General features: G+C 75.5%; 21 protein-coding genes. All 21 read left to right on the top strand.

The window, feature by feature from the left end:
* The 21 genes from B8281_RS15120 (at position 1) to dprA (ending at position 21,840) form a co-directional block, all read left to right on the top strand.
* Positions 1–495, top strand: a complete 495-nt coding sequence (locus tag B8281_RS15120) for a DUF4233 domain-containing protein (RefSeq protein WP_306303334.1) — start codon at positions 1–3, stop codon at positions 493–495.
* A 77-nt stretch (positions 496–572) separates the two neighbouring features.
* On the top strand, positions 573–1,025 hold the full coding sequence (gene ndk, locus B8281_RS15115; protein ID WP_031317103.1) for a nucleoside-diphosphate kinase: 453 nt from the start codon (positions 573–575) through the stop codon (positions 1,023–1,025).
* 135 nt (positions 1,026–1,160) lie between these two features.
* Positions 1,161–4,715 carry a chromosome segregation protein SMC gene (gene smc, locus B8281_RS15110; RefSeq protein WP_198163076.1) on the top strand — a complete coding sequence of 1,185 codons (3,555 nt, stop codon included), beginning with the start codon at positions 1,161–1,163 and terminating at the stop codon, positions 4,713–4,715.
* A gap of 151 nt (positions 4,716–4,866) precedes the next feature.
* Entirely contained in the window at positions 4,867–5,250 is a 384-nt protein-coding gene (locus tag B8281_RS15105) for a hypothetical protein (RefSeq protein ID WP_043660617.1), read from the top strand.
* Positions 5,251–5,279: 29 nt separating this feature from the next.
* Positions 5,280–6,461 (top strand): signal recognition particle-docking protein FtsY, encoded by a 1,182-nt coding sequence (gene ftsY, locus B8281_RS15100; RefSeq protein WP_085388129.1) that lies wholly within the window; start codon positions 5,280–5,282, stop codon positions 6,459–6,461.
* A gap of 282 nt (positions 6,462–6,743) precedes the next feature.
* Entirely contained in the window at positions 6,744–8,057 is a 1,314-nt protein-coding gene (locus B8281_RS15095; RefSeq protein WP_085388128.1) for an ammonium transporter, read from the top strand.
* Complete coding sequence (locus B8281_RS15090; RefSeq protein WP_021483028.1) at positions 8,054–8,392, top strand: P-II family nitrogen regulator; 339 nt, start codon at positions 8,054–8,056, stop codon at positions 8,390–8,392. The genes B8281_RS15095 and B8281_RS15090 overlap by 4 nt, the downstream gene beginning before the upstream one ends.
* A gap of 16 nt (positions 8,393–8,408) precedes the next feature.
* Positions 8,409–10,256, top strand: a complete 1,848-nt coding sequence (locus tag B8281_RS15085) for a [protein-PII] uridylyltransferase (protein ID WP_085388127.1) — start codon at positions 8,409–8,411, stop codon at positions 10,254–10,256.
* Positions 10,257–10,367: 111 nt separating this feature from the next.
* Entirely contained in the window at positions 10,368–11,981 is a 1,614-nt protein-coding gene (gene ffh, locus B8281_RS15080; protein WP_034652454.1) for a signal recognition particle protein, read from the top strand.
* A gap of 149 nt (positions 11,982–12,130) precedes the next feature.
* Entirely contained in the window at positions 12,131–13,252 is a 1,122-nt protein-coding gene (locus tag B8281_RS15075; protein ID WP_085388126.1) for an amidohydrolase family protein, read from the top strand.
* 179 nt (positions 13,253–13,431) lie between these two features.
* A complete protein-coding gene (gene rpsP / locus B8281_RS15070) occupies positions 13,432–13,869 on the top strand; it encodes a 30S ribosomal protein S16 (protein ID WP_021482888.1) in 438 nt (145 codons plus the stop codon).
* Complete coding sequence (locus B8281_RS15065) at positions 13,869–14,108, top strand: RNA-binding protein (protein WP_021482889.1); 240 nt, start codon at positions 13,869–13,871, stop codon at positions 14,106–14,108. The genes rpsP and B8281_RS15065 overlap by 1 nt, the downstream gene beginning before the upstream one ends.
* A 136-nt stretch (positions 14,109–14,244) precedes the next feature.
* A complete protein-coding gene (rimM, locus tag B8281_RS15060; RefSeq protein ID WP_085388125.1) occupies positions 14,245–14,835 on the top strand; it encodes a ribosome maturation factor RimM in 591 nt (196 codons plus the stop codon).
* 1 nt (position 14,836) lies between these two features.
* Positions 14,837–15,655, top strand: coding sequence for a tRNA (guanosine(37)-N1)-methyltransferase TrmD (trmD, locus tag B8281_RS15055; RefSeq protein ID WP_085388124.1), 819 nt, complete (start codon positions 14,837–14,839; stop codon positions 15,653–15,655).
* Positions 15,656–15,928: 273 nt separating this feature from the next.
* Positions 15,929–16,288, top strand: coding sequence for a 50S ribosomal protein L19 (gene rplS, locus B8281_RS15050; RefSeq protein WP_021483307.1), 360 nt, complete (start codon positions 15,929–15,931; stop codon positions 16,286–16,288).
* Between the two features lie 143 nt (positions 16,289–16,431).
* On the top strand, positions 16,432–17,247 hold the full coding sequence (gene lepB / locus B8281_RS15045) for a signal peptidase I (protein WP_170982093.1): 816 nt from the start codon (positions 16,432–16,434) through the stop codon (positions 17,245–17,247).
* Positions 17,244–18,074 carry a ribonuclease HII gene (locus tag B8281_RS15040; protein WP_369824901.1) on the top strand — a complete coding sequence of 277 codons (831 nt, stop codon included), beginning with the start codon at positions 17,244–17,246 and terminating at the stop codon, positions 18,072–18,074. The genes lepB and B8281_RS15040 overlap by 4 nt, the downstream gene beginning before the upstream one ends.
* Before the next feature lie 50 nt (positions 18,075–18,124).
* The gene (locus B8281_RS15035; RefSeq protein ID WP_024840525.1) at positions 18,125–18,424 is read left to right on the top strand and encodes a DUF2469 domain-containing protein; all 300 of its coding nucleotides are present in this window, start codon (positions 18,125–18,127) and stop codon (positions 18,422–18,424) included.
* Between the two features lie 113 nt (positions 18,425–18,537).
* A complete protein-coding gene (locus B8281_RS15030; protein ID WP_021483325.1) occupies positions 18,538–18,897 on the top strand; it encodes a YraN family protein in 360 nt (119 codons plus the stop codon).
* Entirely contained in the window at positions 18,897–20,435 is a 1,539-nt protein-coding gene (locus B8281_RS15025) for a YifB family Mg chelatase-like AAA ATPase (protein WP_043653248.1), read from the top strand. Before B8281_RS15030 ends, B8281_RS15025 begins: the two co-directional genes overlap by 1 nt.
* A gap of 25 nt (positions 20,436–20,460) precedes the next feature.
* Positions 20,461–21,840: a DNA-processing protein DprA gene (gene dprA / locus B8281_RS15020; RefSeq protein WP_085388123.1), complete on the top strand. Its 1,380-nt coding sequence runs from the start codon at positions 20,461–20,463 to the stop codon at positions 21,838–21,840.
* Positions 21,841–21,865: the final 25 nt, after the last annotated feature.

The following is a 21,865-nucleotide window of genomic DNA, read 5'->3' as shown; positions in this document are numbered from 1 at the left end:
GTGAGCACCTCGCCGTCGCAGCCCGCCGCGCAGCCGTCCCGCCACGGCCGCGCGGCGGGCCCGGTGCGCCCGTCCCCGGGCGACCGCATCAAGCCCAAGAAGCCCGCGAAGGTCCAGTTCGCGTCGACCACGCTCCTGCTCGAGGCGTTCCTCGTCGTGTTCGCGACGCTCGTGGCCTACGGCCTGCGCGACGTGCCGTACTCGCGCGGCCCGCTTGAGCTGCCCTCCGCGACGTCGATCTGGGTCGTGGGCGGGGTGCTCGCCGTCGTGCTCGTCGTGCTGTCGCGCATGGTGGGCACGCCCGGCGGGTACGTCGCCGGGTCCGTGGTCCAGGTGCCCGTGCTCGCGCTCGGGCTGGTGGTGCCCATGATGTTCCTCGTGGGCGGCCTCTTCGTCGTCCTGTGGATCGTCTCGATCCGCCTCGGCGGGCGCATCGACCGCGAGCGCGCGGCCTACGACGCCGAGCACCCCGAGACCGCGCCCAACGCCGGCTGACGGCGCGGCGCGCACGCGGCCGGGCGGCCGCCCGCCGGGCGCGGCGCACGGGCCCGCGGCCGGTAGGCTCGGCGACCATGACCGACGTCGCACCCGCACTGACCGAGACCATCGAGCGCACCCTCATCCTCGTCAAGCCCGACGGCGTCCGCCGCGGCCTGTCCGGCGAGATCCTCCGGCGCGTCGAGGCCAAGGGCTACACGCTCGCCGCCGTGCGCCTGCTCGACGCGACGCCCGAGCTGCTCGCCGCCCACTACGCCGAGCACGAGGGCAAGCCGTTCTTCCAGCCGCTCGTCGACTTCATGCTCTCGGGCAAGATCCTCGCGGTCGTGGCCGAGGGCCAGGGCGTCGTCCCCGGCTTCCGCTCGCTCGCCGGCGCGACCAACCCGACCGAGGCGCTGCCCGGCACGATCCGCGGCGACCTCGGCCGCGACTGGGGCCTCAAGGTCCAGCAGAACCTCGTGCACGGGTCGGACTCGCCCGAGTCCGCCGCGCGCGAGATCGCGCTCTGGTTCCCCGAGCTCGGCTGACCCGCACGCGCACGTCCGCCCCGTCCCGGGCCTCCGGGGCGGGGCGTTCGCGTGCCCGCCGCGGTGTGCGCGGTCCGCCACGGCCGGTCGCGGACGTCCGCAGGATCGTGGGAGCGCCGCACTAGGCTCGGGTCCGTGCACCTCAAGACCCTGACGCTGCGCGGCTTCAAGTCGTTCGCGTCCGCGACGACGCTGAGCTTCGAGCCCGGCGTGACGTGCGTCGTCGGGCCGAACGGCTCGGGCAAGTCGAACGTCGTCGACGCGCTCGCGTGGGTGATGGGGGAGCAGGGCGCCAAGACCCTGCGCGGCGGCAAGATGGAGGACGTCATCTTCGCCGGCACGTCGGGCCGGCCCCCGCTCGGGCGCGCCGAGGTGTCCCTGACGATCGACAACACCGACGGCGCCCTGCCGATCGACTACACCGAGGTGACGATCTCCCGCACGCTGTTCCGCAGCGGCGGGTCCGAGTACGCGATCAACGGCAGCGCGTGCCGCCTGCTCGACATCCAGGACCTCCTCTCCGACTCGGGCCTCGGCCGGGAGATGCACGTGATCGTCGGCCAGGGGCAGCTCGACGCCGTCCTGCGCGCGACGCCCGAGGACCGCCGCGGCTTCGTCGAGGAGGCCGCGGGCGTCCTCAAGCACCGCAAGCGCAAGGAGAAGGCGCTCCGCAAGCTCGACGCGATGCAGGCCAACCTCACGCGGCTCGCGGACCTCACGACGGAGATCCGGCGCCAGCTCGGCCCGCTGGGGCGGCAGGCGGAGATCGCGCGCAAGGCCGCGACGATCCAGGCCGACCTGCGCGACGCGCGGGCCCGGCTCCTCGCCGACGACCTCGCCCAGCTCACCGCGACGCTCGAGCAGGAGATGGCCGACGAGGCGGCCCTGCGCACGCAGCAGGCGGAGGTCGAGCGCGCGCTCGCGACGGCGCGCGACACGCTCGGCCGGCTCGAGCGCGAGGCCGCGGAGGCCGCGCCCGCCCTCGGGGCCGCGACCGACGTCTGGTTCCGGCTCTCGTCGCTGCGCGAGCGGCTGCGCGGCACGCGCACGCTCGCCGAGGAGCGCGTGCGTCTCCTCGGGCGCCCCGAGGCGGCGCCCCGCGGGCAGGACCCGGACGAGCTCGAGGCGCAGGCGGAGCGCGTGCGCGCGACCGAGGCGGAGCTCGAGGCGGAGGTCGCCCGCGCGCGGGACGCGCTCGCCGCCGCGGTCGCCGACCGGGAGGACTCCGAGCAGGCCGCGGGGGAGGCGGAGCGGGCCGTCGCGACGCTGCTCCGCGGTGCCGCGGACCGCCGCGAGGGTCTCGCGCGGCTCGCCGGGCAGGTCGCGGCGCAGCGCACGCGCATCGAGGCCGCGGAGGCCGAGATCGGGCGGCTGCGCGAGTCGCTCGCGGAGGCCGAGCACCGGGGCACGCAGGCGCGCACCGAGTTCGCGGTGCTCGAGACCCAGGTGGTCGGCGCCGAGGAGGGCGAGGAGGGCCTCGACGCCGAGCACGAGGCCGCGGCGGACGCGGTCGAGCGCACGACCGCCGCCGTGACGGGCCTGGAGGCGGACGCGTCCGCCGCGGACCAGGAGCGCGCGACATGGAGCGCGCGCATCGAGGCCCTCGAGCTGAGCCTCGACCGCAAGGACGGCGCGGGCGCGCTGCTCGCGGCGGACGGCGTCGGCGTCGTGGGGTCGCTCGCGGCCCTGCTCGGCGTCGAGGCGGGATACGAGGACGCGGTCGCCGCGGCGCTGGGCCCGGCCGCCGACGCGGTCGCGGTCGAGTCGGTCGACGCCGCGGTCGACGCGCTGCGGTACCTGCGCACGGAGGACGCCGGGCGCGCGGGCCTCGTCGTGGCGACCGCGGAGCCCGGCCCGGGCCCCGCCGCCGTCGACCTGCCCGACGGCGCGCGCTGGGCCGTCGACGTCGTCACCGCCGCCGGGGGCGTCGGCCAGGCGGTGCGGTCTCTGCTGGCGGGGGTGGCCGTCGTCGACGACCTGGGCCAGGCGCGCGCGCTCGTGGCGCGGCACCCGGGCGTCGCCGTCGTGACGCGGGGCGGGGACCTCCTCGCGACGACGCGCGCGTGGGGTGGGTCGGCGTCGGCGCCGAGCGTGCTGCACCTGCAGTCGGCGCTCGACGAGGCGCGCACCGCGCACGCCGACGCGACGGCCCGCGCCGAGCGTGCCCGGTTCGCGCTCGTGGGCGCGCGCGAGGCGGCGCAGGAGGCGCGGGCCCGGTACGAGGACACGCTCGACCGGCTCAACGAGTCCGACGCGCAGCTCGCCGCGGTCGCGGAGCAGCTCGGGCACCTGGGGGCGACCGCGCGCTCGGCCGCCGCGGAGGCCGAGCGCGTGCGCGCGTCGCTGGAGCGGGCGTCCCAGGGTCTCGACGACGCGCGCGAGACGCTCGCCGGGCTCGTCGAGCGGCTCGAGGTCGCCGAGACGGCGCCGGAGCAGTCCGAGGACGCGGTGGCGGAGGCGAGCGCCGAGCGCGACCGCCTCCTCGCACGTGCTTCGGCGGCACGCACGGCCGAGACCGAGGCACGGCTCGCCCTGCGCACGAGCGAGGAGCGCTCGCGGGCGGTCGCGGGCCGGGCCCAGTCGCTGGCCCGGGCGGCCGCCGCGGAGCGCGACGCGCGCGAGCGGGCCGCGCGGCGCGAGGCGGCGCGGGTGCGGCAGGCGGGCCGAGCGTCCGCGGTGCGCGACGGCGCGACGCTCGCCCTCGCCGCGATCGACCGGTCGCTGGCCCGGGCGGGCGCGGAGCGGGACGCCGCGGAGGCGGCACGGGCCGAGCGCGACACCGCGGTGACCGCCGCGCGCCGCGAGGTCGACGACCTGGCGGCGCGCCTGCGCGAGCTGACCGACGTCGCGCACCGCGACGAGGTGGCGCGCGCCCAGCAGCAGCTGCGCATCGAGCAGCTCCAGGCACGCAGCGTCGACGAGCTCGGGCTCGACCCGGCCGTCCTGGTCGAGGAGCTCGGCCCGCACCGCGAGGTCCCCGTCCCCTCCAACGACGGCGAGCCCCGCACGGTCCCGTACGACCGCGCCCAGCAGGAGAAGCGCCTGCGTGCCGCGGAGCGTGACCTCGGCCGCCTCGGCAAGGTGAACCCGCTCGCGCTCGAGGAGTTCGCCGCGCTCGAGGAGCGGCACAAGTTCCTCGCCGACCAGCTGGCCGACCTCAAGAAGTCGCGCGCCGACCTGCTGGAGATCGTCAAGGAGATCGACGAGCGCGTCGAGCGGGTGTTCTCGGACGCGTACCGCGACACCGCCGAGCAGTTCGAGCGCGTGTTCGCCCGCATGTTCCCGGGCGGCGAGGGGCGCCTGGTCCTCACCGACCCGGACGACATGCTGACCACGGGCATCGAGGTCGAGGCCCGTCCCGCGGGCAAGAAGGTCAAGCGCCTGTCCCTGCTGTCCGGCGGCGAGCGCTCGCTCACGGCGGTCGCGCTCCTCGTCGCGATCTTCAAGGCGCGGCCCTCGCCGTTCTACGTCATGGACGAGGTCGAGGCCGCCCTGGACGACGTGAACCTCGGTCGCCTGCTCGAGATCTTCCGCGAGCTCCAGGAGGACTCGCAGCTCATCGTCATCACGCACCAGAAGCGCACCATGGAGATCGCCGACGCGCTCTACGGCGTGACGATGCGCGGCGACGGCGTCACGACGGTCATCAGCCAGCGCATGTCCGAGGCGCGCGAGGAGGTCTCCGCCTGACCGGCGCGGGGCGGTCCGTCCGCCTCGTCCGCACCTGGGCGGAACCTCCAGGATCGTTGCAATTCCGGGCCTTGTGAAGATGTGGTGCTGATCGCCGAGCCCCGGCGTGGCTGCGGTCGCGACGCATTCCGGCGCCCGGATACTGGAGGGCATGGTCTGGATGTTCGTGTGGCTGGGGCTCACGCTCGGCGTCGCCGCCGTCGTGTTCCTGTTCGCGAGCGTCGTCGCGCGCGCCGAGGCGCAGTCGACCGGTGCGACGGGTGACCGACGGGACGGCGAGCAGGGGATGCGCGCCTTCTGGCGCGACTTCCGCTCGGGGCTGCGGCGGCGTCGCCGCCGGGGCGACAACCCGGGCCAGCACGTCGCGACCGTGCGCATGCCGCGGCCGGTGGACACGAGCATCGACGACTTCTTCACGGCCACGCAGGTGTCGTCCAACGCGTACGTCGACGCCGAGGAGCTCACCGACGTCCTGCACCGCGCGCGCGAGCGCGTGCGCCCGCTGCACCCGGGGGAGCGCCCTCCCGAGGCGTGAGCACCGCGTCGGTCTGAGAGACTTCCGGGGTGAACGACCTCCTCCCGCTCTGGATCGTCCTCGGCGTCCTCCTGGTCGTCGGCCTCGTCACCGCCGGGACCGTGTCGGTCCGTCGCCGCGGTCGCCGCGACATCGTCGAACCCCCGCCCACGGCCCCTGCCGCGCCCCCCGCGACGGCGCCGGACGCCGTGGAGGCGCCGCCCGGCACGGCGACCGTGGAGGCGCCGCCGGAGCCCGACGTCGCCGCCCCGCCCGCGCTCGAGCGCCCGGAGCCGGTCGGTGGTCGGCTCGTCCGGCTGCGCGAGCGCCTGGCGCGCTCCGGGTCTCCGCTCGGTGCCCGCCTGCTGTCCGTCCTCTCGCGGGACCACCTCACCGAGGACGACTGGGACGAGCTCGAGGAGACCCTCCTCCTCGCGGACGTCGGCGCCGGGCCGGCCGGCGAGCTCATCGACGCGCTGCGCACCAAGGTCCGCGTCCTCGGGGTGCGCGACGCCGCGAGCGTGCGCGACCTCCTGCGGACCGAGCTCGTCGCGCTCGTCGACCCGACGCTCGACCGCTCGCTCGCGACGTCCCCGCGCACCGCCGAGGACGGGTCGACGGTGCCCGCCGTCGTGCTGGTCGTGGGCGTGAACGGCACCGGCAAGACGACGACCGTCGGCAAGCTCGCGCGCGTGCTCGTCGCCGAGGACCGCAGCGTCGTGCTGGGCGCGGCCGACACGTTCCGCGCCGCGGCCGCCGACCAGCTCGAGACCTGGGGCTCGCGCGTCGGCGTCCCGACCGTGCGGTCCGACCGTGACGGCGCCGACCCGGCGGCGGTCGCGTTCGACGCGGTGCGCCGCGGCCGCACCGAGGGTGCGGACGTCGTGCTCGTCGACACCGCCGGGCGCCTGCAGAACAAGCAGGGCCTCATGGACGAGCTGGGCAAGATCCGGCGCGTCATCACCAAGGAGGCCCCGCTGTCGGAGGTCCTCCTCGTGCTCGACGCGACGACGGGGCAGAACGGCCTCAACCAGGCACGCGTCTTCGGCGAGGTCGCGGGCGTCACGGGCATCGTCCTGACGAAGCTCGACGGCACCGCGCGCGGCGGCATCGTCGTCGCGGTCCAGCGCGAGCTGGGCGTGCCCGTCAAGCTCGTCGGCCTGGGGGAGGGGCCCGACGACCTCGCCCCGTTCGACCCGGAGCAGTTCGTCGACGGGCTCCTCGGCGCCTGAGGCACGGGCGCGGCCGGGCGCGACGCCCGGCCGCAGTGCCCGGCAGGGTGCCCCGCCGGGTGCCGGTCCGGGTCGCCCCGCCGGGTCACGGTCGTGTCACGGCGCGATCACGGCACGGTCGCGGCGCCGCGCTCCAGGCGCCCGCGCGGTGCGACGAAACCGAACGTTTACGTCCAGCCTGCCCTTGTCACGCCGGCGTAACGCGGCGACACCGCCGGGGAAACCCGCCCGCACCACCGTAGTCCCCGACCGGCCGCCCGGCCGGCGAGGGGAGATGATCCGATGGAGTGGGACACCGGGGCGACCGCGTGGATGCTGACCTCAGCATCCCTCGTGCTCCTGATGACGCCCGGACTGGCGTTCTTCTACGGCGGCATGGTCCGCGCCAAGTCCGTGCTGAACATGATGATGATGTCCTTCGGCGCGATGGCCGTCGTGGGCGTCGTCTACGTGCTGTGGGGCTGGTCCATGTCCTACGGCGAGGCCGGCACGGGTGGCCTGTTCGCCAACCCGTTCGCGCAGTTCGGTCTCTCGGGGGCGATCACGGACGCCGACGGCAGCGCCGTCGCGAGCACGCTCGGCAACTACCCGAACGTGGTCGACATCGCGTTCCAGGTGACGTTCGCGATCATCACGGTCGCGCTCATCTCGGGTGCGCTCGCCGACCGCGTCAAGTTCGGCACGTGGCTGACGTTCACGGCGATCTGGGTCACGGTCACGTACTTCCCGCTCGCCCACATGGTGTGGGGCGGCGGCTTCCTCTCGGCCAACGAGAACGGACTCGCCGCGAAGGTGTTCGGGGTGACCGACGGCGCCGCCACGGTCGCACCGATCGACTTCGCGGGCGGCACCGTCGTCCACATCAACGCCGGTGTCGCGGCGCTCGTGCTCGCGCTCCTCATCGGCAAGCGCAAGGGCTTCGGCACCGAACCGATGCGCCCGCACAACCTGCCGTTCGTCATGCTGGGCGCGGCCCTGCTGTGGTTCGGCTGGTTCGGCTTCAACGCGGGCTCGGCGTTCGGCGCGAACGAGACGGCCGGCCTCGCCTGGATCAACACCACGAGCGCCACGGCGGCCGGCATCATCGGCTGGCTCGTCACGGAAAAGATCCGCGACGGTCACGCCACGTCGCTCGGCGCCGCGTCCGGCGTCGTCGCTGGCTTGGTGGCGATCACGCCCGCGGCCGGCGCGCTCAACCCGGTCACGTCGATCGTCCTGGGCCTCGTCGCCGGCGCGCTCTCCGCGCTCGCGGTCGGCCTGAAGTACCGCTTCGGCTACGACGACTCGCTCGACGTCGTCGGCGTCCACCTCGTCTCCGGGCTCTGGGGTACCGTCGCGATCGGCTTCCTCGCGACCGACACGGGCCTCTTCTTCGGGGGCGGCGCGCAGCAGCTCGTCGTCCAGGTGCTCATCGCGCTCGTCGCGATCGTCTTCACCGCGATCACGACGACGGTCATCGGCCTGATCCTCAAGGTCACGATGGGCTGGCGCGTGAGCGAGGACGCGGAGGTCGGCGGCATCGACCTCGCGGTCCACGGCGAGACGGCGTACGAGTCCATCCAGCAGGGCAGCGTCATCAGGGAGGTGCGGGCATGAAGCTCGTCACGGGAATCATCCAGCCGCACCGGCTCGACGACGTGAAGTCGGCGCTCGAGGCCGCGGGCGTGCGGGGCATGACGGTCAGCGAGGCCAGCGGGTACGGCCGCCAGAAGGGCCACACCGAGGTCTACCGGGGCGCCGAGTACACGGTGGACCTGGTCCCCAAGGTCCGCATCGAGGTCCTCGTCGACGACGCCGACGCCACCGCGGTCACCGAGGTGATCGTCAAGGCGGCGCAGACCGGCAAGATCGGCGACGGCAAGGTCTGGACGGTGACCGTGGACGACGTCGCCCGGGTGCGCACGGGCGAGCACGGCCCCGGCGCCCTGTGAGGAGACGGACCCTCGGATGACCCACCACGCCGACACCCCGACCACGGGCGGGGTCGCAGGGGGATCGGCGGGGCGCCCGGCAGGGCCGGGAGAGCACGGCACGCAGGTCCCGCACCCCGACGGGGTGCGGGACCTGCGTGCGCGGATGCTCGACGTCGCGCGGTCCATGAGCGGACCGGGCCGCAGCGGGGTCGCGCGCCGCGCCGCCGTCGTCGACCTCGTCACGTCCTCGCTCGCGGGCCTCTGGCTCGAGGCGACCGACGGCGTCGCGCCCGAGGGGCTCGCGCTCGCCGCGGTCGGCAGCCTCGGGCGGGGCGACATGGGCCCGGCGAGCGACCTCGACCTCGTCCTCGTCCACGACGGCCGCACCCACACCGCCGACGACGTCGCGCGCGTCGCCGAGCGGCTCTGGTACCCGCTGTGGGACGCGGGCGTCGACCTCGACCACGCGGTGCGCTCCCTGTCGCAGTGCCGCCAGGTGGCGTCGAAGGACGTCCCCGCCGCCGTCGGGTGGCTCGACGTGCGCGCGGTCGCGGGGGACGCGCTCGTCGTGCACCGCGCGTCCTCCGCGGTGCTCACCGACTGGCGCTCCGCGTCGCGCCGCCGCCTGCCCGACCTGCTCTCCTCGACGCGCGAGCGCGCGGAGCGGTCCGGCGAGCTCGCGTACCTCATCGAGCCCGACCTCAAGGAGTCGCGCGGCGGCATCCGGGACGCGGTCGTGCTCTCGGCGCTCGCGGCGACCTGGCTCACCGACCGCCCGCACGGGTCGGTCGACCGCGCGCACTCCCACCTGCTCGACGTCCGCGACACGCTCCAGGTCGTCACCGGTCGGCACACGAGCCGCCTGCTGCTCGCCGACCTCGACGAGGTCGCCGCGCTGTCCGGGTACGACGACCCCGACGAGCTGCTCGCGAGCCTCGCCGCGGCGGGCCGCGAGATCTCCTACGCGCTCGACACCACGGTCCGCCGGGCCCGCCAGGCGCTCCAGCGGCCGTCGGTCGCCCGGCGCCCGGTGCTCGTGCGGGGACGTCGCGCGGCGCCGCGGCTGCGGCCGGTCGGCGACGGGCTCGTCGAGCACGACGGCGAGCTCGTGCTCGCCGTGGACGCCCACCCGGAGTCGGACCCGCTCCTGTCGCTGCGCGCCGCGGCGACCGCGGCGCGCACGGGCCTGACGCTCTCGCCCGTGTCCGTCGCCAGCCTCGCGCGCTGCCCCGCCCTGCCGGAGCCGTGGCCGCGCGCCGCGCGGTCAGCGTTCCTCGCCCTGCTCGGGTCCGGCCAGGCCCAGGTCGCGGTGTGGGAGGCGCTCGACCTCGCGGGCGTCGTCACGACGTGGATCCCCGAGTGGGCGGGCGTGCGCAACCGGCCGCAGCGGGCGGCCGTGCACCGGCACACCGTCGACCGGCACCTCGTCGAGGTCGTGGCGCGCGCCGCGCGCGCCCGCAAGGAGGTCGAGCGCAGCGACCTGCTGCTGCTCTCCGCGGTGCTGCACGACATCGGCAAGCGGGCCGGCGCCGCCGACCACTCCGTCGAGGGCGCGCGGCTCGTGCCCGCGATCCTCGGCCGCATGGGCTTCGAGCCGGACGTCGTGGCCGACGTCGAGCGCCTCGTGCGCCACCACCTCACCCTCTCGCGCCTCGCCGTGAGCGAGGACCCCGACGACCCGGCGACGGTCGCGGAGCTCGCGGACGCCGTCGACCACCGCGCCGACCTGCTCGTGGTGCTGCGCGCGCTCACGGAGGCGGACGCGTCGTCGCTCGGCCCGAGCGCGTGGACGGCATGGCGCGCGCGCCTCGTGGACGACCTCGTGGGCGAGACGCTCCGTGCGCTGGGCGCCGTGCCGGGGGGACCGGGCGCCGCCGGGTAGGCTGGACCCTCGCGGACGGCCCGTCCCGTGCCCGCTCCACGTCTGCCGGGGAGCGGGGACGACGGAGGGCCGACGCGCACGAGACTTCCGACGACTGGTGAGGATGACGCGGTGTTCAACACGCTGTCGGACCGACTGACTTCGACCTTCAAGAACCTGCGTGCGAAGGGCCGGCTGTCCGAGGCGGACATCGACGCGACGATCCGGGAGATCCGGCGCGCGCTGCTCGACGCCGACGTCGCGGTGCCCGTCGTGCGCGAGTTCAGCGCGACCGTGCGCGAGCGCGCGCTCTCGGCCGAGGTCTCGGGGGCGCTCAACCCGGCGCAGCAGGTCGTCAAGATCGTCAACGAGGAGCTCGTCGGCATCCTCGGCGGCGAGAGCCGCGGGCTGCGCTTCTCCAAGACGCCCCCGACCGTCATCATGCTCGCGGGCCTCCAGGGCGCGGGCAAGACGACGCTCGCGGGCAAGCTCGCCCTGCACCTGCGCGAGCAGGGGCACACGCCGCTCCTCGTCGCCGCCGACCTGCAGCGCCCGAACGCCGTCACCCAGCTCTCGGTCGTCGCGGAGCGCGCCGGCGTCCCCGTGTTCGCGCCGCACCCCGGCAACCAGAGCGGCGTCGAGGTCGACGACGTGATCGGCGACCCGGTCGCCGTCGCGCGCGAGGGCGTCGAGACGGCGCGGCAGCGCCAGCACGACGTCGTCATCGTCGACACCGCGGGCCGCCTCGGCCTGGACGCCGTCCTCATGCAGCAGGCGTCGGACATCCGCGACGCCGTGCAGCCCGACGAGGTCCTGTTCGTCATCGACGCGATGATCGGTCAGGACGCCGTCGCGACCGCGAAGGCCTTCGAGGAGGGCGTCGACTTCACGGGCGTCGTGCTCACCAAGCTCGACGGCGACGCGCGCGGCGGTGCCGCGCTGTCGGTCCGCGGGGTCACCGGTCGCCCGATCCTGTTCGCGTCCACGGGCGAGAAGCTCACCGACTTCGAGGCGTTCCACCCGGACCGCATGGCGTCGCGCATCCTCGACATGGGTGACGTCCTCACGCTCATCGAGCAGGCCGAGAAGGCGTTCGACGCCGAGCAGGCCGCGAAGATGGCCGAGAAGGTCGCCACGGGGCAGGACTTCACGCTCGCGGACTTCCTGGTGCAGATGCAGCAGATGAAGAACATGGGCTCGATGAAGAAGATGCTCGGCATGCTGCCGGGCATGGGCCAGATGCGCGAGGCCATCGAGAACTTCGACGAGCGCGAGGTCGACCGCATCGAGGCCATCATCCGGTCGATGACCCCCGCGGAGCGGGACAATCCGAAGATCATCAACGGCTCGCGGCGCGCGCGCATCGCCCGCGGCTCGGGTGTGACGACGAGCGACGTGAACCAGCTCCTCGAGCGCTTCGCGGGCGCCCAGAAGATGATGCGGCAGATGAGCCGCGGCGGCGGGATGCCGGGGATGCCGGGCATGGGCAGCCTCCCGGGCATGGGCGGCAAGAAGGCGCGGGGCCGCCAGGCGCCGCAGCGCAAGGTCAAGGGCAAGTCGGGCAACCCGGCGAAGCGAGCCGCGCAGGAGCGCGCGGCTGCCGCGCGCGCGGCGGGGGAGCTCACGGGTCCCGCGGCGCCGTCGGGCTCCGCGTTCGGCGTGGGGGGCACGGACGCGCCGTCCACCCCGACGCCGGACGACCTCCAGCTCCCGCCCGGCTTCGAGAAGCTGCTCGGCGGCCGCTGAGCCGCGGCCGTCCCGGACGGCCGTCCTCGAGCCCGGGTGCGACCCGCAGCCGCCCGGGCGCTAGGTTATGTCCGTGGCACCGCCCGGTGCCGCACCGCGCCCCCGACCGGGCCGTCTCCCCGTCCCGTCCGTCCTCACCCAGGAGCCGCATGTCCGCGCTGGAAGGCCCCACGCTGCACGTCCGCGGCCACGTCATCGTCGGCGACGACCGCGAGGTGGGCGACCTGTGGGTCAAGGACGGGCGGATCAGCCTCACCCGGCCGTCGGCGCAGGGCACCAACATGGTCGAGCTCGAGGGCTGGGCCCTGCCCGGCCTCGTCGACGTGCACTGCCACGTCGGTCTGGGCGCCCAGGGCGCCGTCGACGCGACGACCGCGCAGGAGCAGGCGCTGACGGACCGGGACAGCGGGGTGCTCCTGGTGCGCGACGCCGGCTCGCCGCTCGACACCCGGTGGGTGCACGGCCGTCGCGACCTGCCGCGCCTCGTGCGGGCGGGGCGCCACCTCGCCCGGCCCAAGCGCTACCTGCGGCACTACGGGCTCGAGCTCGACGACGTCGCCCAGCTCCCCGAGGCCGTGCGCCGCGAGGCGCGCCAGGGCGACGGGTGGGTCAAGATCGTGGGGGACTGGATCGACCGCGACCTCGGTGCCCAGGGCGACCTGCGGCCGCTGTGGCCCGACGACGTCCTCGCCGAGGCGGTCGCGGCCGCGCACGCGGAGGCCGCCCGTGTGACCGTTCACGCGTTCTCCGACGAGGTGATCCCGTCGCTGCTCGCCGCGGGCGTCGACGGCATCGAGCACGGGACGGGGATCCACCCCGACCTCATGTACGAGATCTCCGAGCGGGGCGTCGCGGTCACCCCGACGCTGCTGCAGATCGGGCAGTTCGAGAGCATCGCGCGCCAGGCGGACGCCCGGTACCCGGTGTTCGCGGCCCGCATGCGGCGCCTGCACGAGCGCCGGTACGAGCAGGCCCGGGCGCTGTACGAGTCCGGCATCCAGATCCTCGTCGGCACCGACGCGGGCGGGACGATCGGGCACGGCCGCCTCGCCGACGAGTGCGCCGAGCTCGTCGCCGCGGGCATCCCCGACGCCGCCGTCGTCGCGGCCGCGAGCTGGCAGGGCCGCGAGTACCTCGGCTACACGTCGCTCGTCGAGGGCGCGTCGGCCGACTTCGTCGTCTACCCGCAGGACCCGCGCAAGGATGTCGGCGTCCTGCGCGCCCCCACCGCCGTCGTGCTGCGCGGCGAGATCGTCGCGCCCGCCGCCTGACGCGGTCCGGCGCCGCCCGCAGGTTGGTCGATGCCCTCGCCGTCTGGCACAATGTCCCGGTACTCGGCGTGCCCCGGCCCCTCTCTCCGGCGCGTGCCGTGTCCTGAACCCCTTCCTCGTCCTGTCCCCACGGGACGATCGCGGGTTCGCCCGAACCAGAACCAGGAGAGACCACCACTGTGGCCGTCAAGATTCGTCTGAAGCGTCTCGGCAAGATCCGTGCGCCGTACTACCGTGTCGTCGTCGCCGACTCGCGCACCAAGCGCGACGGTCGTGTGATCGAGGAGATCGGCAAGTACCACCCCACCGAGGAGCCCTCGTTCATCGAGATCACCTCGGACCGCGCCCAGTACTGGCTCGGCGTCGGCGCGCAGCCGACGGAGCAGGTGCTCGCGCTCCTCAAGGTCACCGGCGACTGGCAGAAGTTCAAGGGCCTGCCCGGCGCCGAGGGCACGCTCAAGGTCAAGGGCGAGAAGGTCGACCCGACCGCCGCCATCGAGGCCGCCGCCGCGGACGCCGAGAAGGTCAAGGCCAAGGCTGCCGAGAAGAAGACCGAGGCTCCGGCCGAGGAGACCGCCGACGCGGCCGACGAGGCCGCTGCCGACGAGCAGGCCTGATGATCGCCGAGGCCCTCGAGCACCTCGTGCGCGGCATCGTGGACAACCCGGACGACGTCCGCGTGGCCACGAAGACGCTGCGTCGCGGTGACCTGCTCGAGGTCCGGGTGCACCCGGAGGACCTCGGCCGCGTCATCGGTCGCGGCGGGCGCACCGCCCGTGCCCTGCGCACGGTCGTCGGCGCGCTCGCGACCGACGGGCCGGTCCGTGTCGACGTCGTGGACGTCGACCGCCGCTGAGGCCCGCACCGACGACGCCCCGCGAGGGGCGACGGGCAAGGCCCGGCCCGCCACCGGCGGGCCGGGCCTTCCTGCGTCCGTCGCCGGAGGACCGGCGTGCACCGTCCCATCCAGCACCACACGAGGAGTCACGACGATGGAGCTGACCGTCGCGCGCGTCGGCAAGGCGCACGGGCTGCGGGGCGAGGTAGCCCTCGACCTGCGCACCGACGACCCCGAGGAACGCCTCGCGGTGGGTGAGCGTCTGGAGACGCGGCCCGCCGACGCCGGCCCCCTGACCGTCGCCACCGTGCGCGTCCACCAGGGCCGCTGGCTCGTCGGGTTCGAGGGCGTGCGCGACCGCACGGGCGCCGAGGCGCTGCGCGGCGTCGAGCTCGTCGTCGAGGCCGAGGCGTCCGACGAGGAGGACGCGTGGTACCCGCACGAGCTCGCCGGGCTGCGCGCCGAGGGGACGGACGGCCGCGTGCTGGGCCGCGTCGAGGGCCTCGAGCACCTGCCCGCGCACGACGTCCTCGTGCTGCGCGAGCCGGACGGCGCCCGCACGCTCGTGCCCTTCGTCCGGCAGATCGTGCCGGTCGTCGACGTGGCCGGCGGCCGGGTCGTGCTCGACCCGCCCGGCGGGCTGCTCGCGTCGGACGCGGAGCACCTGGAGGTCGCGGCGCCGAGCGCCGGCGACGCGGCGGGCGGGCCCGGGCTGCAGGACGCCTCCACCGACGGCGAGGCCTGACGTGCGGATCGACGTCGTCACGATCTTCCCCGACTACCTCGCCGCGCTGGACCTGTCGCTCGTCGGCAAGGCCCGCACGGCCGGGATCCTCGACCTGCGCGTCCACGACCTGCGCGACTGGACGACGGACCGGCACCGCACGGTCGACGACACGCCGTTCGGCGGCGGCGCGGGCATGGTCATGCGCCCCGACGTGTGGGGGCGGGCGATCGACGACGTGTCCGGTCTGTCGACCGACGCGGTCGCGGGAGAGGCGAGCGCGGTGCACCTGGTCGTGCCGACGCCGTCGGGCGCGACCTTCACCCAGCGCACCGCCGAGGAGCTCGCGACGGAGGAGCACCTCGTCGTCGCCTGCGGACGCTACGAGGGCATCGACGCGCGCGTGGCCGAGCACTACCGTGCCGCCGGGATGCGCGTCAGCGAGCTCTCGATCGGTGACTACGTGCTCAACGGCGGCGAGGTCGCGGCGCTCGTGATGATCGAGGCCGTCGGGCGCCTGCTGCCGGGCGTCGTGGGCAACCCGGAGTCGCTCGTCGAGGAGTCGCACGGGGCCGCGGGGCTCCTGGAGTACCCGGTCTACACGAAGCCGCCCGTGTGGGGCGACCTCGAGGTGCCCGACGTCCTGCTGTCCGGGCACCACGCCCGGATCCGGCGCTGGCGCCGGGACCAGGCCCTGCGTCGTACCGCCCGCCGCCGCCCGGACATGGTGCGTGCGCTCGACGTCGCAGCGCTCGACCGGCACGACCTGGAGGTCCTCGCGGGGGCCGGCTGGGGCGTCGTCGACGGCCACCTGGAGCGCACCGCCCCGGCCGACGGCTGAGCGGGGACCCTCCCGGCGCGCGCCCGCGGCCCGCGAGGACTGCCGCCCGGGCCGACGGGTGTGGCAGAATGGTCGATCGGTGTGTGCCGCCCCGGACCTCTGCCACAGGGGAGCCCGCGCCCGATCCTCGGGCGGACTGGCACGACGGACCCGACGACCGCGAGGTCGACGACCGTCCACGCGCAGCACGGCACACCCCACCGATACGACGACGGCCCGGTCTGCCCGGGCCACGAGCACGCGTCCGACCTGTGGCGGGCGAGGAGAAGCACCATGCACACGCTGGACAGCGTCGACGCAGCATCGCTGCGCAGCGACGTCCCGGAGTTCCGCCCCGGTGACACGCTCAAGGTCAACGTCAAGGTCGTCGAGGGCACCCGCTCCCGCGTCCAGGCGTTCCAGGGTGTCGTCATCGCCCGTCAGGGCAGCGGCGTCCGCGAGACGTTCACGGTCCGCAAGATCAGCTTCGGCGTGGGTGTCGAGCGCACGTTCCCCGTGCACTCGCCGTCCATCGAGTCCGTCGAGGTCGTGACGCGCGGTGACGTGCGTCGCGCCAAGCTGTACTACCTGCGCGCGCTGCGCGGCAAGAAGGCGAAGATCAAGGAGAAGCGCGAGACCGCGCCCAACCGCTGATCGGCTGTCGGCGACACCGCCGCTCCGCTCGTTCCGACGGCGGCCGTCCCTCCCGGGACGGCCGCCGTCGGCGTACCCGGGGGGCGCTGTCCGCGGGCCGGTTCCGTTTCCCGGATCGCCCCCCGAGGTGGCATTGTGAACGCGTGACCGACAGCGCCCCGCCCCGCGGCCCGCACCCCGACGCCGGCACCGAGCGCGCGGCGCTCGGCCCCGAGGACGACGGGCGCCCCCCGCACGGCCAGCACCTCGCGGCCGAAGGGGACGAGGTCGCCCCGCGCGAGCGCCCGCGCAGGTCGTCGCTGCTGCGCGAGACCGCGATCATCGTGGTCAGCGCGCTGGTGCTGTCCCTGCTCATCAAGACGTTCCTCGTCCAGGCGTTCTTCATCCCGAGCGCCTCGATGGAGGACACGCTCGTCGAGGGCGACCGCGTGATGGTGTCCCGCCTCGTGCCCGGCGCGTTCGACGTGCACCGGGGCGACGTCGTCGTGTTCAAGGACCCGGGCGGCTGGCTGCCGCCGCAGGAGCCTCAGGACCAGAGCGCGGTGTCCGAGGCCGTCCGTGCGGCGCTGACGTTTGTCGGCCTCCTGCCGCAGGACACGGGGGAGCACCTCATCAAACGCGTCATCGGCGTGCCGGGCGACCACGTCGTGTGCTGCGACGCCGAGGGCCGCGTGAGCGTCAACGACGTGCCGATCGACGAGACGTACATCAAGCCGGGGTCGATCCCCAGCCAGGACGCGTTCGACCGCACGGTCCCCGCCGACATGCTGTTCGTCATGGGCGACAACCGGCAGAACTCCCTGGACTCGCGCTACAACACGGGCAAGCCTGGAGGCGGGTTCGTGCCGATGAGCAACGTCGTGGGGACGGCGTTCGTCAAGGTGTGGCCGCTGTCGCACGTCGGTCTGCTGCGTAACCCCGGCGACGTGTTCGCCGACGTCCCCGAGGTGGAGCCGTGACGCTCGACGCCGTCGCGCGTCCGGAGCCCGCGCGGGCACCGGCGCGCCGGGCACCCGCGCGTCGTCGGCCGGACCTGCGCCAGGAGCGCGCCATGCTGCGCGACGGCGCGCGGCTCGTCGCCGGGATGGACGAGGTCGGTCGCGGCGCGCTCGCCGGGCCGGTGTCGGTCGGGGTCGTGGTCGTCGACCTCGCGACGAAGCCGTGCCCGCCCGGGCTCACGGACTCGAAGCTCCTCACCGCGGCGGCGCGCGAGGCGCTCGTGCCCCTCGCGCGGTCGTGGTGCGTCGCGTGGGCGGTGGGCCACGCGGGTCCGGCCGAGATCGACGCGCACGGGATCGTGGGCGCGCTGCGGCTCGCGGGCCGCCGTGCGCTCGCCCAGGTGCGCCGGACGGTCGGCGACGTCGATGCGGTCCTGCTCGACGGCAAGCACGACTGGCTGAGCCGCCCCTCGGCGGTGGACCTCTTCGAGGCGTTCGACCTCGACCCGCACGACGACGTCCGGCTCGTCGACCCGCGCGTGCGCACGCTCGTCAAGGCGGACCTGCAGTGCGCGTCGGTCGCCGCCGCGAGCGTGCTCGCGAAGACCGAGCGCGACGGCCTCATGACGAGCCTGGCGCGCCAGTACCCCGCCTTCGGGTGGGACCAGAACAAGGGCTACGGGGCGGCGGCGCACGTCGAGGCCCTGCGCGAGCACGGCCCGACGCCGCAGCACCGGCGGTCCTGGCGCCTGCCCGAGCGCGGTGACGAGGGCATCGGCGTCCCGGCGTACGGCGACCCGGTCGACGTGCTCGAGCTCGACCCCGAGGCCGGTCTGCCGACGAGCTGACCGGTGCCCTCCGTCCGGTCCGGTGGCCGCCGATGGTCCATGATGGAGCCGTGAGCGCCGAAGACCTGGAGAACTACGAGACCGAGATGGAGCTCGCGCTGTACCGCGAGTACCGCGACGTGGTGGGCCTGTTCTCGTACGTGGTGGAGACCGAACGCCGCTTCTACCTGGCGAACCAGGTCGACCTGCAGGTGCGTTCCGCCGCCGGTGAGGTCTACTTCGAGCTGCGGCTCGCCGACGCGTGGGTCTGGGACGTGTACCGCTCCGCGCGGTTCGTGAAGTCCGTGCGCGTCGTGACGTTCAAGGACGTCAACGTCGAGGAGCTCGCGAAGGCCGAGCTCCAGCTCTGACGCCGTTTGTGGCCGTGCACAGGACCACTGGCTGACGGCGGTCCCACAGGCCGCCCGGCGCCCCTGGCGCCGCTCCCGCGCCGTGCCCCACGGTGGGCCGCGGAGGTGAGCCCATGGGAGCGAACGACGCCGTCGGGCGGTACGGGGAGAAGGTGGCCGCGGCCCACCTGGTCGAGGCGGGCTGGACGCTCCTCGACCGCAACTGGCGCGGGACGCGCGGCGAGCTCGACGTCGTCGCGCTCGACGGCGACGTGCTCGTGGCCGTCGAGGTCAAGACCCGGCGCGGCACGGGGTTCGGGCACCCGGCGCAGGCCGTCACGCCCGCGAAGCTCGGCCGTCTGCGCCGGCTCACGGGGGAGTGGCTCGCGACGCACGACGTCCGCGCCCGGTCGGTCCGGATCGACGTCGTCGCGGTCCTCGTGGCGCGCGCCGGCGCGGCACGGGTCGAGCACCTCGTCGGGGTGAGCGCCTGATGGGGCTCGGGACCACGCGCGCGGTCGCGCTCGTCGGGCTCTCCGGCCACGTCGTCGAGGTGCAGGCCCACCTCGCGGCGTCCGTCCCCGGCTTCGTCCTCGTCGGGCTGCCGGACACCGCGCTGAGCGAGTCGCGCGACCGCGTGCGCGCGGCCGTGACGTCGTCGGGCATCGCCTGGCCCCAGCGCAAGGTCACGATCAACCTGTCGCCGGCGGCGCTGCCGAAGTCCGGGACGGGCTTCGACGTCGCGATCGCCGTCGCGCTGCTCGCCGGTGCCCAGGTGCTGCCCGCGGGCGCGGCGGACGGCGTCGTGCACCTCGGCGAGCTGGGCCTCGACGGCCGGCTCCAGCCCGTGCGCGGCGTCCTGCCCGCCGTGGCGGCCGCGGTCGCGGCCGGGTTCCCGGACGTCGTGGTGCCGGCGGCCGACGTGGCGGAGGCGCGCCTCGTGCCCGGGGCCCGGGTGGTCGGGGCGGCGAGCCTCGCGGACGTCGCGCGGCTCCACGGCGCGTCGCTCGAGGGCGCGGACGAGTCGGCCGTGCCGGTCGTGGTCCCGCGCCCCGTCGTGCCGGTGGCCCGTCCGGGGGATCTCTCGGAGGTCGTCGGCCAGGACGAGGCGCGGCACGCGCTCGAGGTGGCGGCCGCGGGCGGCCACCACCTGCTCCTCGTCGGGGCGCCGGGCGCGGGCAAGACGATGCTCGCGTCACGGCTTCCCGGGATCCTGCCGGACCTCACGGAGAGCGAGGCGGTCGAGGTCACCGCCGTCCACTCGGTGGCCGGGGTGTTCGACCCGGGCGCGGGGCTGGTCCACCGCCCGCCCTACGAGGACCCGCACCACACCGCGACGCCCGCCGCCATCGTCGGCGGGGGCAGCGGCCTGCCCCGACCCGGGGCCGCGTCGCGGGCGCACCGGGGGGTGCTCTTCCTCGACGAGGCGCCCGAGTTCGGCGCGCGCGTGCTCCAGACGCTGCGCCAGCCGCTCGAGCACGGCGAGCTCGTCATCCACCGGGCGGGCGGGACGGCGCGCTACCCCGCCCGCTTCCAGCTCGTGCTCGCCGCCAACCCGTGCCCGTGCGGCCAGGGCGTCGGCAAGGGGCTCGAGTGCACGTGCTCGTCGGTGGCGCAGCGACGGTACTTCGGTCGGCTCTCCGGCCCGCTCCTCGACCGCGTGGACGTGCAGGTCGAGGTCCGGCCGGTGACGCGGGTCGAGCGCGCGCGAGCCGCCGCCCCCGAGCCGAGCGCGGTCGTCGCGGCCAGGGTCGCCGCGGCCCGGGAGGCGGCCGCGTCCCGGCTCGCCGGCACGCCGTGGCGCACGAACGGCGAGGTGCCCGGCACGTGGCTGCGCGAGCAGCTCGGCCCCGACGCGGGCCTCCTGGCCGACGTGGACCGCGCGCTCGACCGCGGCACGCTCAGCCTGCGCGGCGCGGACCGCGTCCTGCGCCTCGCCTGGACCGTCGCCGACCTCGCCGGGCGCGCCGCGCCCACGAGGGCGGACGTCGGGACCGGGCTCGCGCTGCGCACGCGGGGCTACCGTGCCTGAACGCGGGTCCGGGGACGGGCGTCCCGTGTTCGACGTCCTCGACGAACGCCTCGCGCGCGCGGCGTGGTCGCGCGTCGCGGAACCGGGGGACCAGGTCGCGGTCGCGCTCGTCGACCAGCTCGGCGCCGGTCCGGCGCTCGAGTGGCTCCACGAGGCGGCCCGTGACCCGGCCGGCGCGCGCCGCGCGCTGGTCCGGCTCGCCGACGACGGCGCGCCGGGCGGTGCCGCTCCGGCACGGGAAGGACCGACGGGCGTCCCCGTGGTCGGTCCCGCTCCCGGCGCCCGCGAGGACGCGCCCGACCCGGCGGCACGGTCGACCGGCCGGCGCGCGGCTGAGCACGACGCGGTGGGACGGTCGACCGACGCACGCGTGGCGGACCACGACCCGCGCGCCCGGTCTGTGGCGCGGCTCCTGCGGGCCGTCGGGCGCTGGGCTCCCCGCCTCGACGGGCTGGACCCGCGCCGCGAGCTGCGTGTGCTCGAGCGCCTCGGCGGCACGCTCGTCGTGCCGGGCGACGACCGGTGGCCGTCCGGCCTCGACGACCTCGGGCCCGTGCGCCCGCTCGCACTGTGGGTGCGGGGGAGCGCAGCGGTGCAGGACCTCGCGGCGCGCTCGGTCGCGGTGGTCGGCGCCCGCGCCTGCACCGACTACGGCCGCCACGTGACGGGCGAGATCGCGGCGGGCCTCGCGGCGCGAGGGTTCACCGTCGTGTCCGGGGGCGCGTACGGGATCGACGCGGCGGCGCACCGGGCCGCGATCCTCTCGGGCGGACCGACGGTCGCGTTCCTCGCGGGGGGCGTGGACCGGTTCTACCCGGCCGGGAACGTCGAGCTGCTCCGCTCGGTCGTCGAGTCGGGCGGCTCGGTCGTCTCGGAGGTCCCGCCCGGGTCCGTCCCGAGCCGGGTGCGGTTCCTGCTGCGCAACCGGCTCATCGCGGCGTTCGCGCGGGCGACGGTCGTCGTCGAGGCGGCCTGGCGCTCGGGCTCGCTGAGCACGGCGTCGCGCGCCGCGGAGCTCTCGCGGCCGGTCGGTGCCGTGCCGGGCCCCGTGACGTCGATGGCGTCGACCGGGTGCCACCGGCTGCTGCGCGACGGCGTGGCGGTGTGCGTCACCGACGCGGACGAGGTCGTCGAGCTCGCGGGCGACCTCGCGCGGGACGCGGCACCCGCCGCTCCCGCCGCGACCTCGTGGCGCGCACCCCACGACGCCCCGTACGACGACCTGGACCCCGTCGAGACGCGCACGTGGGACGCGCTCCCGCTGCGTGCGGGAGCCTCGACCGAGGCGATGGCCCGGGCCGCAGGTCTTGCCGTGGCGGACGTGGTCGGTGCGCTGGGGAGGCTCGAGGCCCGGGGGCTCGCCGAGCGCGTGCCCGGCGGTTGGCGGCGCGTGCGTGAGCCCTGAGTCACGAGCCGTGCGAGGTGTGCCG

This window comes from Cellulosimicrobium sp. TH-20 (assembly GCF_002105775.1).
Classification (GTDB): Bacteria; Actinomycetota; Actinomycetes; order Actinomycetales; family Cellulomonadaceae; genus Cellulosimicrobium; species Cellulosimicrobium funkei.
The sequence above is the reverse complement of the archived record's forward strand: the minus strand, read 5'-3'. Positions and strand labels throughout refer to the sequence as shown.